This is a genomic window from Pseudomonas matsuisoli (assembly GCF_014647635.1).
In the GTDB taxonomy this organism is placed as follows: domain Bacteria; phylum Pseudomonadota; class Gammaproteobacteria; order Pseudomonadales; family Pseudomonadaceae; genus Pseudomonas_P; species Pseudomonas_P matsuisoli.
Map to the genome: position 1 here is coordinate 255,845 of NZ_BMPO01000004.1, position 14,336 is coordinate 270,180.

The following is a 14,336-nucleotide window of genomic DNA, read 5'->3' on the forward strand; positions in this document are numbered from 1 at the left end:
TTATGCTCCTCCGGCGGGCGCAGCGAGGATCAGGTTAATGCCCCGCGCGCGGATCTGTTCGGCCACCTGGCTGTCCAGGCGGTCATCGGTTATCAATGTCTGGACGCTGCTCCAGGGCAGCTCCAGATTGGGGATGCGTCGCCCGATCTTGTCGCTTTCAACCATGACGATCACCTCTCGGGCGACTTCTGCCATGACGCGCGACAAACCCAGCAATTCGTTGAACGTGGTGGTGCCTCGATCCAGATCGATGCCGTCCGCACCGATGAACAGCTGATCGAAATCGTAGGAGCGCAACACCTGCTCGGCGACCTGGCCCTGGAAGGATTCCGAATGCGGATCCCAGGTGCCGCCGGTCATTAACAGTACCGGCTCATGCTCGATATCACGAAGTGCGTTGGCGACGTTCAGGGAATTGGTCATCACCACGAGCCCGTGCCGGTAGCCCAGCTCGGGGATCATCGCAGCGGTGGTGGTGCCGCTGTCGATGATGATGCGTGCGTGTTCGCGAATGCGTTCGACGCCTGCGCGGGCGATCGCGCGTTTGTACGGAGAGATGGGCTGGGTGCTGTCGACCATCAATTCTTGCGGCAACGGGACTGCACCGCCGTAGCGACGCAGCAGCAACCCGTTCGTTTCGAGAGCGGCGAGATCCTTACGGATGGTCACTTCGGACGTGGCGAAACGCTTGGCCAACGCGTCGACACTGACCTCGCCCTGCTCAGTTAGCAGCGCAAGGATCGTGTGACGACGTTGCGGTGTGTTGCGTTTCGACATACAGATGTTTCGATTCGAAAGTTAATGGCGCGAATCAAAACATACGAAGTGGACGATCGCAAGTGCTGGCCTACGGTCGAAGCCGTCAGGTACTCAAATTGCCCCGAAGGCGGGTCTGCCGCAGTTGCGGGCAGGGCCCTGCCTTAAGCGCGATCTAAATAAACCAGCTGCCTGCTACTTTTTCGTCTTGGTTGGGCGGGCCCAGCCTTCGATATTGCGCTGGCGGGCACGTCCCACCGCCAAGGTATCTGCGGGTACATCCTGCGTGACCGTCGAACCCGCTCCGGTCGTGACCCGATCGCCCAGCGTCACCGGCGCGACCAACGCGCTGTTCGAGCCTATGAACACGTCTTCACCCATTACGGTACGGTGCTTGTTCGCCCCATCGTAGTTGCAGGTGATGGTGCCGGCGCCGATATTGGTCCGTGCGCCGATGTCGGCATCGCCCAGGTAGCTCAAATGACCGGCTTTGGCACCCTCGCCCATGCGGGCGTTTTTCAGTTCGACGAAGTTGCCCACGTGGGCACGAGCGCCAAGCACGGCACCGGGGCGTAGACGCGCGAAGGGACCACAGTCGGCACCTTCGCCCAATTCTGCACCTTCGAGATGCGAGTTGGCTTTGACGATCGCACCCTGCCGCAGCACGCTGTCGCGGATGACGCAATTCGGTCCGATCTGTACCCCGTCCTCGATGAGCACCTTGCCTTCGAGAATGACGTTGACGTCGATCAGCACATCACGCCCGACCGTGACTTCACCGCGGACATCGAAGCGTGCCGGATCCAAAAGTGTCACGCCTTGCGCCATGAGGCGTTTCGCCGCGCGGAATTGGTAGTGGCGCTCGAGCTGTGCGAGCTGGAAACGGTCATTCGCACCGAGCACTTCCATTGGGTCGAGCGCCTGCACGGTTTCGACGACAAGACCGTCGGCTACGGCCATGGCAATGACGTCGGTCAGGTAATACTCGCCCTGCGCATTGTTGTTCGACAGTCGTCCCAACCACTCAGCGAGGCGCTTGCCCGGCACCGCAAGAATGCCTGTGTTGCCCTCCCGAATAGCACGTTGCGCCTCGCTGGCATCCTTTTGTTCGACGATTGCCTGAACGGAACCCGATTCATCCCGAACGATACGCCCGTAGCCAGTAGGATCGTCCAGCACGACGGTCAGCAACGCGATTCGATCATCAGTGACCTTCGCCAGCAGGCGATCGAGGGTATCGCGCTCAATCAGCGGGACATCACCGTAGAGGATCAGTACGCGATCGGCACTCAGATGCGGAAGCGCTTGGGCGACGGCATGACCGGTACCCAGTTGTTCGGCCTGCAGAACGAAATTTACATCGGCACCTTGGAGGCGTTCCCGCACTTTCTCTGCGCCATGGCCAATGACCACTTGGAGGCTCATTGGCTCCAGCGAACGTCCGCAGTCCAAGACGTGGGACAGCATCGCCTTGCCAGCGACCGGGTGGAGCACCTTCGGCAGCGAGGAGCGCATCCGGGTACCTTGGCCGGCGGCAAGAATGACGATATCCAACGACATGAGCTTCTCCTGACGACCAGCGTCTCAGCGAAAAAAGGGGATTCTATCGAGGCCGCCGCGACGTTGACCATCACGGTAGCGGATTCCAAAAACGAAAAAAGGCAGCCGAGGCTGCCTTTTCGCGAGTGCGTATGCTTAGCGCTTGGCCTGGCGGCGCAATTGCTGAATGGTACGCAGCTGTGCGGCTGCTTCGGCCAGCTGGGCCGACGCGGTGCCGTAGTCGAAGTCGGCGTTCTTTCCAGCCAGCGCCTGTTCAGCGGCCTTGACCGCTTCCTGCGCTGCCGCCTCGTCGAGATCACCGGCACGTGAAGCCGTATCAGCCAGCACCTTCACGATGGAAGGTTGGACTTCGAGGAAACCACCCGAGATGTAAAACACCTCCTCCTCACCGCCCTGCTTGACCAGGCGAACCGGACCCGGCTTGAGATCGGTGATCAACGGCGCGTGGCCGGGTGCAATACCCAAGTCACCCAGGTTGCCGTGCGCAATCACCATCTCGACCAGACCGGAGAAGATTTCGCCTTCTGCGCTGACGATATCGCAATGGACAGTCATAGCCATCTTTAACCTCGTATCGACCTGGGCGCCCGATAAGAGCGCCCGGGTTCACTTAGAGCTTCTTGGCTTTCTCGATGGCTTCTTCGATGCCGCCGACCATGTAGAACGCTTGTTCTGGCAGGTGGTCGTAGTCGCCCTTGAGGATGCCGCTGAAACCCGCAATGGTGTCTTTCAGGCTGACGTACTTGCCCGGCGCACCGGTGAAGACTTCGGCCACGAAGAACGGCTGCGACAGGAAGCGCTGGATCTTACGCGCACGGGATACGAGTTGCTTGTCCGACTCGGACAGCTCGTCCATACCCAGAATCGCGATGATGTCCTTCAGTTCCTTGTAGCGCTGCAGCACGTACTGAACACCGCGAGCGGTTTCGTAATGCTCCTGGCCAATGACGTTCGGGTCCAGCTGGCGCGACGTGGAATCCAGCGGATCGACCGCGGGGTAGATACCCAGCGAAGCGATGTCACGGGACAGAACCACGGTGGCGTCCAAGTGGGCGAAGGTCGTCGCCGGCGATGGGTCAGTCAAGTCATCCGCAGGAACGTAGACAGCCTGGATCGAGGTGATCGAACCGGACTTGGTGGAGGTGATGCGCTCTTGCAGAACGCCCATCTCTTCGGCCAGGGTCGGCTGATAACCTACCGCGGACGGCATACGGCCCAGCAGTGCGGATACTTCAGTACCGGCGAGGGTGTAACGGTAGATGTTGTCGACGAACAACAGTACGTCACGGCCTTCGTCACGGAATTTCTCGGCCATGGTCAAGCCGGTCAGGGCCACACGCAGACGGTTCCCCGGCGGCTCGTTCATCTGGCCGTAGACCAGGGCGACCTTGTCGAGAACGTTGGAGTCCTTCATCTCGTGGTAGAAGTCGTTACCCTCACGAGTACGCTCACCCACACCCGCGAACACGGAATAACCGCTGTGCTCGATGGCGATGTTACGGATCAGCTCCATCATGTTTACGGTCTTGCCGACACCGGCACCACCGAACAGACCGACCTTACCACCCTTGGCGAACGGGCAAACCAGGTCGATGACCTTGATGCCGGTTTCCAGCAGATCGTTGCCGCCTGCTTGCTCCGCGTAGGACGGCGCAGGACGGTGAATGCCCCAACGCTCTTCCTCGCCAATCGGGCCGGCTTCGTCGATCGGGTTGCCCAGCACGTCCATGATACGGCCCAGGGTCTTGACCCCGACCGGTACCTGGATAGCCGCGCCCGTGTTGGCGACGTCGAGGCCGCGCTTCAGACCTTCAGTGGAACCCATCGCAATGGTACGAACGATGCCGTCGCCCAATTGCTGCTGAACTTCCAACGTGGTCTCGGCGCCGACAACTTTCAGCGCCTCATAAACGTTCGGTACCTGGTCACGTGGGAATTCCACGTCGATGACGGCGCCGATGATTTGAACGATACGTCCACTGCTCATCTCAGGGTCCTCAATAGTTGAACCGTTCTTAAACCGCGGCAGCGCCGCCGACGATTTCCGAAATTTCCTGGGTGATCGCTGCCTGACGCGCCTTGTTATAGATCAGCTGCAATTCGCTGATAATTTCACCGGCGTTGTCGGTGGCATTCTTCATCGCGATCATACGAGCGGCCTGCTCGGCTGCGTTGTTCTCGACCACCGCTTGGTATACCTGCGACTCCACATAACGCACCAGCAAGCCATCGAGCAGCTGCTTGGCGTCGGGTTCGTATAAGTAGTCCCAGTGGTGTTTCAGTTCCTTGCTGTCTTCGGCCACCAGCGGAATCAACTGCTCCACGGTAGGCTTCTGCGTCATGGTGTTCACGAACTTGTTCGAGACGACGTACAGACGATCGATGCGGCCGGACAGGTAGGCGTCGAGCATAACCTTGACGCTACCGATCAAGTCGTTGATCGATGGGTTTTCACCCAGGTGGCTAATCGCCGCGACGACGTTTCCGCCGTAGCTACGGAAGAACGAAGCGCCCTTGCTACCAATCGCGCCCAGGTCGATTTCAACGCCCTGTTCGCGCTTGCTGCTCATGTCCTTGATCAAGGCTTTGAACAGGTTGGTGTTCAGACCACCTGCCAAACCGCGATCGGAGGTGACGACGATATAGCCGACACGCTTCATCTCGCGTTCGATCATGAACGGGTGACGGTATTCCGGATTGGCGTTGGCCAGATGACCAATCACCTGCCGGATGTGCTCGGCGTAGGGACGGCTGGAGGCCATCCGCTGTTGCGCCTTGCGCATCTTGCTGACCGCCACTTTTTCCATGGCGCTGGTGATCTTTTGCGTGCTTTTAATGCTCGCGATCTTGCCTCGAATCTCTTTTGCGCCTGCCATGCAACACCTATATAGGTCACCTATCGGTTAGCAGGAGGGGGCTTACGCCCCCACCGCCGCTTACCAGGTCTGGGTGGACTTGAACTTCTCGATGCCGGCCTTGATGCCTTTATCGATATCGTCGTTGAAGTCACCCTTCTCGTTGATCTTCGCCATCAGCTCGGCGTGATCACGGTTGAAGTAGGCGATCAAAGCGGCTTCGAAGCTGCCGATCTTGGCCAGCTCGATATCAGTCAGGAAGCCACGCTCAGCGGCGTACAGGCTCAGGGCCATCTCGGCGATGGACATAGGCGCGTACTGCTTCTGCTTCATCAGCTCGGTTACACGCTGACCGTGCTCGAGCTGCTTGCGGGTCGCCTCGTCCAGGTCCGATGCGAACTGGGCGAATGCCGCCAGTTCACGGTACTGGGCCAGTGCCGTACGGATACCACCTGACAGCTTCTTGATGATCTTGGTCTGCGCGGCGCCACCAACGCGGGATACCGACACACCGGCGTTGACCGCAGGACGGATACCCGAGTTGAACAGGCCGGTTTCCAGGAAGATCTGACCGTCGGTGATGGAGATTACGTTGGTCGGAACGAACGCGGAAACGTCACCCGCCTGGGTTTCGATGATCGGCAGTGCCGTCAGCGAGCCAGTCTTGCCAGTTACGGCACCATTGGTGAACTTCTCGACATAGTCGGCGGATACGCGGGATGCGCGCTCCAGCAGACGGCTGTGGAGATAGAACACGTCACCTGGGTAGGCTTCGCGGCCCGGCGGACGGCGCAGCAGCAGGGAGATCTGACGGTAAGCGACAGCTTGCTTGGACAGGTCGTCGTACACGATCAGTGCATCTTCACCGCGGTCACGGAAGTATTCGCCCATGGTGCAGCCGGCGTAAGGAGCCAGGAACTGCAGCGCTGCGGATTCGGAAGCCGAAGCGGCGACGACGATGGTGTTGGCCAGCGCGCCGTTCTCTTCCAGCTTGCGAACCACGTTGGCGATGGTCGACTGCTTCTGACCGACAGCAACGTAGACGCAACGGATACCGCTGTTCTTCTGGTTGATGATCGCGTCGACCGCCATGGCGGTCTTACCGATCTGACGGTCACCGATGATCAGCTCACGCTGGCCACGGCCGACCGGGATCATCGCATCGACCGACTTGTAACCGGTTTGAACCGGCTGGTCGACCGACTGACGCCAGATCACGCCCGGGGCGACTTTCTCGACCGCATCGGTAGCGCTGGCATTGATCGGACCCTTGCCATCGATCGGATTGCCGAGGGCGTCGACGACGCGACCCAGCATTTCCGGACCGACCGGCACTTCAAGAATACGGCCGGTGCACTTGGCACTCATGCCTTCTTGAAGGCTGGTGTAGGCACCGAGGATTACCGCACCGACGGAGTCCTGCTCGAGGTTGAGCGCCATACCGTAGACGCCGCCCGGGAACTCGATCATTTCGCCGTACATGACGTCGGCGAGACCGAATATGCGCACGATACCGTCAGAAACGCTGACGACGGTGCCTTCGTTACGGGCCTGGGAAGAGACGTCGAGTTTCTCGATACGTCCCTTGATGATTTCACTAATTTCGGAAGGATTGAGTTGCTGCATTGCTCTGCTGCCCCTTCAAACTCAAGATTTCAACGCTTCGGCCAGCTTCGCGATTTTGCCGCGAACCGAGCCATCGATAACCAGGTCGCCGGCGCGGATCACGACACCACCGATGAGGGCGGGGTCTTCCGCGGCGTGCAGACGCACTTCCCGGCTGAGCCGTGCGCTGAGAACCTTGGCGAGTTTGTCTTGCTGATCTGCGCTCAATGCGAAGGCACTGGTCACTTCCACGTCCACCGATTTTTCCTGTTCGGACTTGTACAGTTCGAACAGCGATGCGATCTCAGGCAGAAGCAGGAGACGCTCGTTCTCGGCGAGAACCTGAATGAAGTTCTGGACCTGTGCATTGAGCTCGTCGCCACACACCTCGTTGAAGGCAGCGGCTTTTTCTGTACTCGTCAAACGCGGAGCCTTGAGCATGCGCTGCACGATGTCGTCTTGCGACACGGCAGCACCCAGGGCCAGCATGGCCGACCAAGCGGCCAGTTGCTGCTGTGCCCGGGCATGCTCGAAGGCAGCCTTGGCGTAAGGTCGGGCCAGCGTGGTCAGTTCTGCCATGTCGCCCTCGCTTAGATTTCGGCGGCCAGTTTGTTAACCAGCTCCGCATGTGCGTTTTGATCGATGCTGGAACCGAGAATCTTCTCGGCGCCAGAGACAGCCAGCAGGCCCACTTGGGCACGCAGGGCATCCTTGACGCCATTGAGTTCCTGTTCGATCTCCGCACGAGCTTGACCTTTCACGCGCTCCGCTTCGTCACGAGCCTGTTCACGGGCTTCGTCGACGAGTTGGTTAGCACGCTTCTTGGCCTGCTCGATGATTTCTGCCGCCTGGGCCTTCGCCTCGCGCAGTTGCTCGCCCGCTTTCTCTTGGGCTAGCTCCAGGTCACGAGTCGCACGGCTGGCAGCGTCCAGACCATCAGCGATCTTCTTCTGGCGTTCGCGCAAAGCCGTGATGACCGGAGGCCACACGAACTTCATGCAGAACAGCACGAAGATGAAGAAGGCAACGGACTGGCCAATCAGGGTTGCATTAATGTTCACGCCAACACCTCGCTCGTTCGTTGTCCATCCAAACCAATCCTCTCAATGAAGAGTGGATTAGCCGGCGATCTGACCAACGAAGGGGTTTGCGAAGGTGAAGAACAGGGCGATACCAACACCGATCATGGTTACGGCGTCGAGCAGACCCGCGACGATGAACATTTTGACCTGCAGCATTGGAACCATTTCAGGCTGACGAGCAGCACCTTCCAGGAATTTGCCGCCGAGCAGACCGAAGCCGATAGCGGTACCCAGGGCACCCAGACCAATCAGCAGTGCAACAGCGATCGCGGTCAGACCAACTACAGTTTCCATTTTTCCTCCCGACTTGTGCGTCGTATTGGTTAGTTGTGGTGAAGCGTTTGAAACGTTTTCGTCAGCCGCCGCCCTGGCACGCAAGGCAACGGCAAAACCCTTTTAATGATTATCTTCGTGCGCCATCGACAGGTACACGATGGTCAGCATCATGAAGATGAAGGCCTGCAGCACGATGATCAGGATGTGGAACACCGCCCACGCCCACTGCAATGCGATACCCAGTGCGCCCAGCAGCAGACCGCCGCCGAACATGATGGCGATGAGGATGAAGATCAGCTCGCCCGCATAGAGGTTACCGAACAGTCGCAGGGCCAGCGAAACCGGCTTGGCGATCAGCGTGACAAACTCGAGCAAGAAGTTAACCGGGATCAGGATGATCTGGACCAACATGTTCTTGCTGCTGAACGGATGCAGAGTCAACTCACCGAGGAAGCCGCCGAGGCCCTTTACCTTGATGCTGTAGTACAGGATCAGGCCGAACACGGACAGTGCGAGACCCAGAGTAGCGTTTGGATCGGTCGTCGGCACGACGCGGAAGAACAGGTGCGGATCGCCAGCCAGTGTGGCAGCGGTCATCGGCAACCAATCCACTGGCACCAAGTCCATCAGGTTCATCAGGAACACCCAGACGAAAATCGTCAACGCCAGGGGCGCGATCAGGGCGTTACGGCCATGGAAGGTGTCTTTCACGCTGCCATCGACGAACTCGACCATGATTTCGACGAAATTTTGCAGCGCGCCAGGCTGACCGGAGGTCGCCCGTTTGGCAGCGGAACGGAACAGCAGGATGAACAGCAGTCCAAGGACCACCGAAACCGCCAGCGTATCGACATGGAAAGCCCAGAAACCCATCTCCTGAGCTTCTTGAGCGCTGTGGGCGAAACTCCAGCCATTCACCGGATGCTGACCATAGGTCAGATTCGTCAGGTGATGCTGGATATAGCCCGAGGCGGTTTGTTCAGCCATATATCCCTCAACGTCTAAGGTCTTGAAATTCTTTTCTTCACCAGCAGCGGGGCGAACCAGCTGACCAATAGGGTCAGGAAGAACACACCAAACACAGCCAGCGGTTCCAATGGCTTCACGCCCGCGAACGTCAGTGCAAAGAGCACTGCCGTTAGAATCAGTTTCCCAGCCTCGCCAGCGTAAAACGACCGAACGATGGCTTGAGCAGCCTGAGCCCCGCCAAAGCGAAAGGCCTTACAGGCAAAATACACGTTGGGCAGCCAAGCGATCATCAGCCCTAGAAGTGCTGAATAACCGGCGACACCACCGAAAAACAACCAGACCACGACCGATGCCAGCAGGCCGAAGCCTAGCTGAGCCACTAAAACGGGAAAGACCGGAAGGCGATGGAGCGGCAGGCGATTGGGCGTGCGAATGTCCATCTCGGCAGATTTCCTCTGGCTTTCTGTAGAGTGCGCCAGTTCGTGATTTGGCATTGGATGCGGCGGCCAAAATGCGCGCAGAGTATAGGGGCCACACACACCCCATTCAACTGCTGGGTAGCCTTTTCCGATTGGCGCTACAGCGCCAATTGTTTCAGCGGATGTGGGCCAGAACGCCCTGCAACTCATCCAGCGAACTGTAGCGGATCACGAGCTGGCCTTTGCCTTTCTGCCCATGCTTGATCTGGACCGGAGACCCCAGACGCTCTGCCAGGCGCTGTTCCAGACGACTGATGTCAGGGTCTGCGACCGGCGCCTCAGTCGCCTTCGGTTTACCGTTCAACCATTGACGCACCAGCGCTTCCGTTTGCCGAACCGTCAGACCGCGTGCGACAACGTGTCGCGCCCCTTCAATTTGCTGATCAACGGGCAGTCCCAGCAGCGCACGCGCATGCCCCATCTCCAGATCGCCATGGGAAAGCATCGTCTTGACCTCTTCAGGGAGCGCGATGAGGCGCAAGAGGTTGCTAATGGTCACCCGGGATTTGCCAACGGCCTCGGCTACTTGGGCCTGGGTTAGTTGAAATTCCTGCTGCAGACGCTGGAGTGCGATCGCCTCCTCCAGCGGATTAAGGTCTTCGCGCTGGATGTTCTCGATGAGCGCCATCGCGACCGCTGCTTCATCCGGCACTTCGCGGACGATGGCGGGAATTCGCTCGAGCCCAGCCTGCTGACTGGCGCGCCAGCGACGCTCGCCGGCGATGATTTCGTAACGGGTCTTGCCGATGGGACGTACGACGATCGGCTGCATGACGCCTTGCGCCTTGATGGATTGCGCCAGTTCCTCCAGCGCAGCCGGATCCATGTCACGGCGCGGTTGATACTTGCCGCGCTGGATACGTTCCAGTGGCAATTCCTGCAATTCGCGACGATCCGTCTGCAGGGCTTGTTCTTCCAGTTTCGGCACGCTGGTGTTACCCAGGAGTGCATCGAGCCCCCGTCCGAGTCCTCGTTTCTTCGCAGCCATGCGGATTCCTTAAGCGGTAGCCGTTCTGCCGCGGGTGCGCTGGCGTCGGACCAGTTCACCAGCTAGCGCCAGATAGGCGACAGCTCCGCGGGATTGTTTGTCGTACACCAGCGCCGGCATGCCGAAACTCGGTGCCTCGGCCAGGCGCACGTTGCGCGGAATGACCGCATCGTAGAGCTTGTCGCCGAAATGCTGCTTGAGCTGCGCGGTGACGTCGTTGGTTAGGCTGATGCGCGGGTCGTACATCGTGCGCAGCAGTCCTTCGATCTTGAGATTCGGATTGAGCAAGGCGCCGATGCGCTGAATGCTGTTGATCAAGTCGGTCAGCCCTTCCAGTGCGTAATACTCGCATTGCATCGGGATGATCACCCCGTCGGAGGCGACCAAGGCATTGATCGTCAGCATCGACAGAGACGGCGGACAGTCAATGAGAATGTAATCGTAGTTCTCACGAATCGGTGCCAGCGCTTCGCGCAACCGGTTTTCCTTCGCAGGCATTTCCAGCAACGCGACTTCCGCGGCGGTCAGATCCCGGTTGGCCGGCAACAGCTGGTAGCCACCGTGCTCGGAAAACTGCATGGCGTCGATCAGACTGCAGTCGCCGACCAGGACGTCGTAGATCGAATGTTCCAGAGACACCTTATCGACGCCGCTGCCCGTGGTGGCGTTGCCCTGTGGATCAAGGTCAATCAACAGCACCCGACGTTTCGTGGCCACCAGCGATGCGGCCAGATTGATGCAGGTGGTGGTCTTGCCCACCCCGCCCTTCTGGTTAGCGATCGCGAAAACCTTGGCCATGACTAGGGTCCCTCCGAAAACGTGCGGCGCAGTATCAGCAGATGGCGTTCACCTTGGCAACCGGGGACTGTCAGCACGTGGGTGGCTTCACGCTGGAAATCGTCCGGCAATGCTTGCAGCTCGTCGTCTGGATGAATGCCCTTCATGGCCAGCCAACGCGTATCCGCATCACCCAGGCACCGTGTCCAGTCGGTGAAGTCCGCCAGACTGCTGAAAGCCCGCGAGACGATGCCATCGAGCGGACGTTCTGGCTGGAACGCTTCGACTCGACCGTGGATCACCTCGACATTGGCGAGCTTGAGCTCCAGCTTGACCTGAGTCAGGAAGCGAGTCTTCTTGCCGTTCGAATCCAACAGCGTGAACTGACGTTCAGGGAACAGAATCGCCAAGGGAATCCCCGGCATGCCCCCGCCGCTTCCCACATCGAGCCAGCGCGGCCCCAGGTTATCCACAAACGGTGCCACGCTCAGGCTATCCAGCAAATGGCGCGAGACCATTTCATCGGGATCGCGAACGGCCGTGAGGTTGTAGGCTTTGTTCCATTTGACCAGCAGCGCTAGGTATGCCAACAACGACGCCTGCTGCGACACGCTGACCGACAAACCCAACGTGCGAATACCTGCGGCGAGTTCTTCCGCATGCCGTTCGACGATAACCATCAAACGCTCGGCTCCAATTGGCGTCCGGCGCCACGCTTTTTCAGATGGATCATCAATAGCGATACTGCAGCCGGTGTGACACCTGGAATACGCGATGCCTGGCCGAGGGTTTCCGGACGCCCACTGCTGAGCTTGTGCTGAATTTCCTTGGACAGTCCGGAAATGCCGGCGTAGTCGATATCCGCGGGCAGACGCACGTCTTCACTGGCCCGCAGTTTGAGAATCTCGTCCTGCTGCCGCTCGATGTAGCCGGCGTACTTGGTCTTGATCTCGACCTGCTCGGCGACCTGTGCATCCGCAACTCCACCGCCCGTGGCGTCCGTAAGGCCAAGGTAGTCGATTTCGGGGCGGCTTAGCAGGTTCAGCAAGTTGTACTCGTGGGTCAGGGGCGTGCCAAAGCGCGCCGCGATGGCATCGCCTTCAGCCGTGTTCGGTCGCACCCACGTGCTCTTGAGCCGCTGCTCTTCACGCAGGATCGCTTCGCGCTTGGCCTCGAACGCGGCCCAGCGAACGTCATCCACAAGACCGATCTCGCGGCCTTTCTCGGTCAGCCGCAAGTCCGCATTGTCCTCGCGAAGAATCAAGCGGTACTCCGCACGCGAGGTGAACATCCGGTAAGGCTCTTGAGTGCCTAGGGTGATCAAATCGTCCACGAGTACGCCGAGATACGCCTCGTCCCGCCGCGGGCACCAGCTTTCACGTCCCTGGGAACGTAACGCTGCGTTCGCCCCCGCGAGCAAGCCTTGTGCGCCCGCTTCTTCGTAGCCGGTGGTGCCATTGATCTGCCCGGCAAAAAACAGCCCGCCGATAACCTTGGTTTCCAGGCTGTACTTAAGGTCACGGGGGTCGAAGAAATCGTATTCGATCGCATAACCCGGGCGAACGATGTGGGCGTTCTCCATACCACGAATGCTTTGCACGACCTGCAATTGCACATCGAACGGCAACGAGGTCGAAATCCCATTTGGATAGAGCTCGTGCGTGGTTAAGCCTTCTGGCTCCAGGAAGACCTGGTGACTGTCCTTGTCCGCAAAGCGGTGAATCTTGTCTTCGATAGACGGGCAATAGCGCGGTCCGATGCCTTCGATCACACCGGAGTACATCGGCGAGCGGTCGAGGTTGGCGGCGATGATCTCGTGGGTTCGGGTGTTGGTGTGGGTAATCCAGCAACTCACCTGGCGCGGGTGCTGTTCCCTCGAGCCGAGGAAGGACATCACCGGAATCGGCGTGTCACCGGGTTGCTCGGTCATCGCGGTGAAATCTACCGAACGGCCATCGATGCGCGGTGGCGTACCGGTTTTCAAACGGCCCACACGCAGCGGCAACTCTCGTAAACGGCTAGCCAACGCAATGGCTGGCGGGTCACCGGCTCGGCCGCCCGAGTAGTTTTCCAGCCCGATGTGGATGCGTCCTCCCAGGAAGGTCCCGGTCGTGAGGACGACATTGTCGGCATGAAAGCGCAGGCCCATTTGGGTCACGACACCACGCACTTGATCCGCTTCGACGATCAGGTCATCGCAGGCTTGCTGAAATATCCACAGGTTCGGCTGGTTTTCGAGCGTTTCGCGAATCGCTGCTTTGTAGAGCACGCGATCGGCTTGAGCGCGCGTGGCCCTTACGGCGGGCCCTTTGCGGCTGTTGAGCACGCGAAATTGGATGCCGCCCTTGTCGGTAGCGACCGCCATGGCGCCACCAAGCGCATCGATCTCCTTGACCAGATGGCTCTTGCCGATACCGCCAATGGCCGGGTTGCAACTCATCTGGCCGAGCGTCTCGACATTGTGGGTCAGTAGCAGCGTCCTTGTGCCCATACGTGCTGCCGCGAGCGCAGCCTCGGTACCGGCATGACCACCGCCGATCACGATCACGTCAAAACGGGAAGGGAAATCCACCACGCACCTCGTGCCTGTTCCGGAAGGGGGAAAGAGAAAAGGCGGCAAGTATAGGGATTTAGGTCGGACGAATGAAGGGTCTTGAACAAAAAATAGACAGTAGCGTTATGGCATGAGTGGTTAAGAATAGAAAAAAGAAAAGAAGGTTTATAAAGCTTGGTTTTTACAGCTATGTATAGGGCGGCGGTTTTCTGTGGATAGATCGCTACATGCGCCATCATTCGTGGGCTAGGCTGATGGTTGAACGCTGTGACAAAGCCCTGCGGATCCTCTGCGCAAGCCGGTGACAAGATGTGCATAAGCAGCCCGCTTATCCACAGGCAGATATATCCACCGTTTTTGACACGTGTTATCGACCGAGCTGAAGGCGGGTTTTCCACAGGCCTTACGAAGGGAATTCAGGGGTAAAAAGAGGAT

15 protein-coding genes are annotated in these 14,336 nt (G+C 59.1%); all 15 read right to left on the reverse strand.

The genetic code is table 11. The annotated features are described in order from the left end of the window. Entirely contained in the window at positions 1-777 is a 777-nt protein-coding gene (locus IEY47_RS10500; RefSeq protein WP_188983176.1) for a DeoR/GlpR family DNA-binding transcription regulator, read from the reverse strand. Between the two features lie 174 nt (positions 778-951). After that, positions 952-2,316 carry a bifunctional UDP-N-acetylglucosamine diphosphorylase/glucosamine-1-phosphate N-acetyltransferase GlmU gene (gene glmU, locus IEY47_RS10505; protein WP_188983177.1) on the reverse strand — a complete coding sequence of 455 codons (1,365 nt, stop codon included), beginning with the start codon at positions 2,314-2,316 and terminating at the stop codon, positions 952-954. 135 nt (positions 2,317-2,451) lie between these two features. Continuing rightward, positions 2,452-2,877 carry a F0F1 ATP synthase subunit epsilon gene (locus IEY47_RS10510; RefSeq protein ID WP_188983178.1) on the reverse strand — a complete coding sequence of 142 codons (426 nt, stop codon included), beginning with the start codon at positions 2,875-2,877 and terminating at the stop codon, positions 2,452-2,454. A 49-nt stretch (positions 2,878-2,926) separates the two neighbouring features. Continuing rightward, positions 2,927-4,303, reverse strand: coding sequence for a F0F1 ATP synthase subunit beta (gene atpD / locus IEY47_RS10515; RefSeq protein WP_188983179.1), 1,377 nt, complete (start codon positions 4,301-4,303; stop codon positions 2,927-2,929). 28 nt (positions 4,304-4,331) lie between these two features. After that, positions 4,332-5,192 (reverse strand): F0F1 ATP synthase subunit gamma, encoded by an 861-nt coding sequence (gene atpG, locus IEY47_RS10520; protein WP_188983180.1) that lies wholly within the window; start codon positions 5,190-5,192, stop codon positions 4,332-4,334. Between the two features lie 60 nt (positions 5,193-5,252). Continuing rightward, the gene (atpA, locus tag IEY47_RS10525) at positions 5,253-6,797 is read right to left on the reverse strand and encodes a F0F1 ATP synthase subunit alpha (protein WP_188983181.1); all 1,545 of its coding nucleotides are present in this window, start codon (positions 6,795-6,797) and stop codon (positions 5,253-5,255) included. Between the two features lie 21 nt (positions 6,798-6,818). After that, positions 6,819-7,355, reverse strand: coding sequence for a F0F1 ATP synthase subunit delta (locus IEY47_RS10530; RefSeq protein ID WP_188983182.1), 537 nt, complete (start codon positions 7,353-7,355; stop codon positions 6,819-6,821). An 11-nt stretch (positions 7,356-7,366) separates the two neighbouring features. Beyond that, on the reverse strand, positions 7,367-7,837 hold the full coding sequence (locus tag IEY47_RS10535) for a F0F1 ATP synthase subunit B (protein ID WP_188983183.1): 471 nt from the start codon (positions 7,835-7,837) through the stop codon (positions 7,367-7,369). Between the two features lie 57 nt (positions 7,838-7,894). Beyond that, positions 7,895-8,152 carry a F0F1 ATP synthase subunit C gene (atpE, locus tag IEY47_RS10540; protein ID WP_003097235.1) on the reverse strand — a complete coding sequence of 86 codons (258 nt, stop codon included), beginning with the start codon at positions 8,150-8,152 and terminating at the stop codon, positions 7,895-7,897. Positions 8,153-8,254: 102 nt separating this feature from the next. Continuing rightward, positions 8,255-9,121, reverse strand: coding sequence for a F0F1 ATP synthase subunit A (gene atpB, locus IEY47_RS10545; protein ID WP_188983184.1), 867 nt, complete (start codon positions 9,119-9,121; stop codon positions 8,255-8,257). Positions 9,122-9,135: 14 nt separating this feature from the next. Further along, positions 9,136-9,543: a F0F1 ATP synthase subunit I gene (locus IEY47_RS10550; protein ID WP_188983413.1), complete on the reverse strand. Its 408-nt coding sequence runs from the start codon at positions 9,541-9,543 to the stop codon at positions 9,136-9,138. A gap of 154 nt (positions 9,544-9,697) precedes the next feature. Further along, positions 9,698-10,570 (reverse strand): ParB/RepB/Spo0J family partition protein, encoded by an 873-nt coding sequence (locus IEY47_RS10555; RefSeq protein WP_188983185.1) that lies wholly within the window; start codon positions 10,568-10,570, stop codon positions 9,698-9,700. A 9-nt stretch (positions 10,571-10,579) separates the two neighbouring features. Beyond that, entirely contained in the window at positions 10,580-11,368 is a 789-nt protein-coding gene (locus IEY47_RS10560; protein WP_188983186.1) for a ParA family protein, read from the reverse strand. Positions 11,369-11,370: 2 nt separating this feature from the next. Beyond that, positions 11,371-12,027, reverse strand: a complete 657-nt coding sequence (gene rsmG / locus IEY47_RS10565) for a 16S rRNA (guanine(527)-N(7))-methyltransferase RsmG (protein ID WP_188983187.1) — start codon at positions 12,025-12,027, stop codon at positions 11,371-11,373. Then, a complete protein-coding gene (gene mnmG, locus IEY47_RS10570) occupies positions 12,027-13,919 on the reverse strand; it encodes a tRNA uridine-5-carboxymethylaminomethyl(34) synthesis enzyme MnmG (protein ID WP_188983188.1) in 1,893 nt (630 codons plus the stop codon). Before mnmG ends, rsmG begins: the two co-directional genes overlap by 1 nt. Between the last annotated feature and the right edge of the window lie 417 nt (positions 13,920-14,336).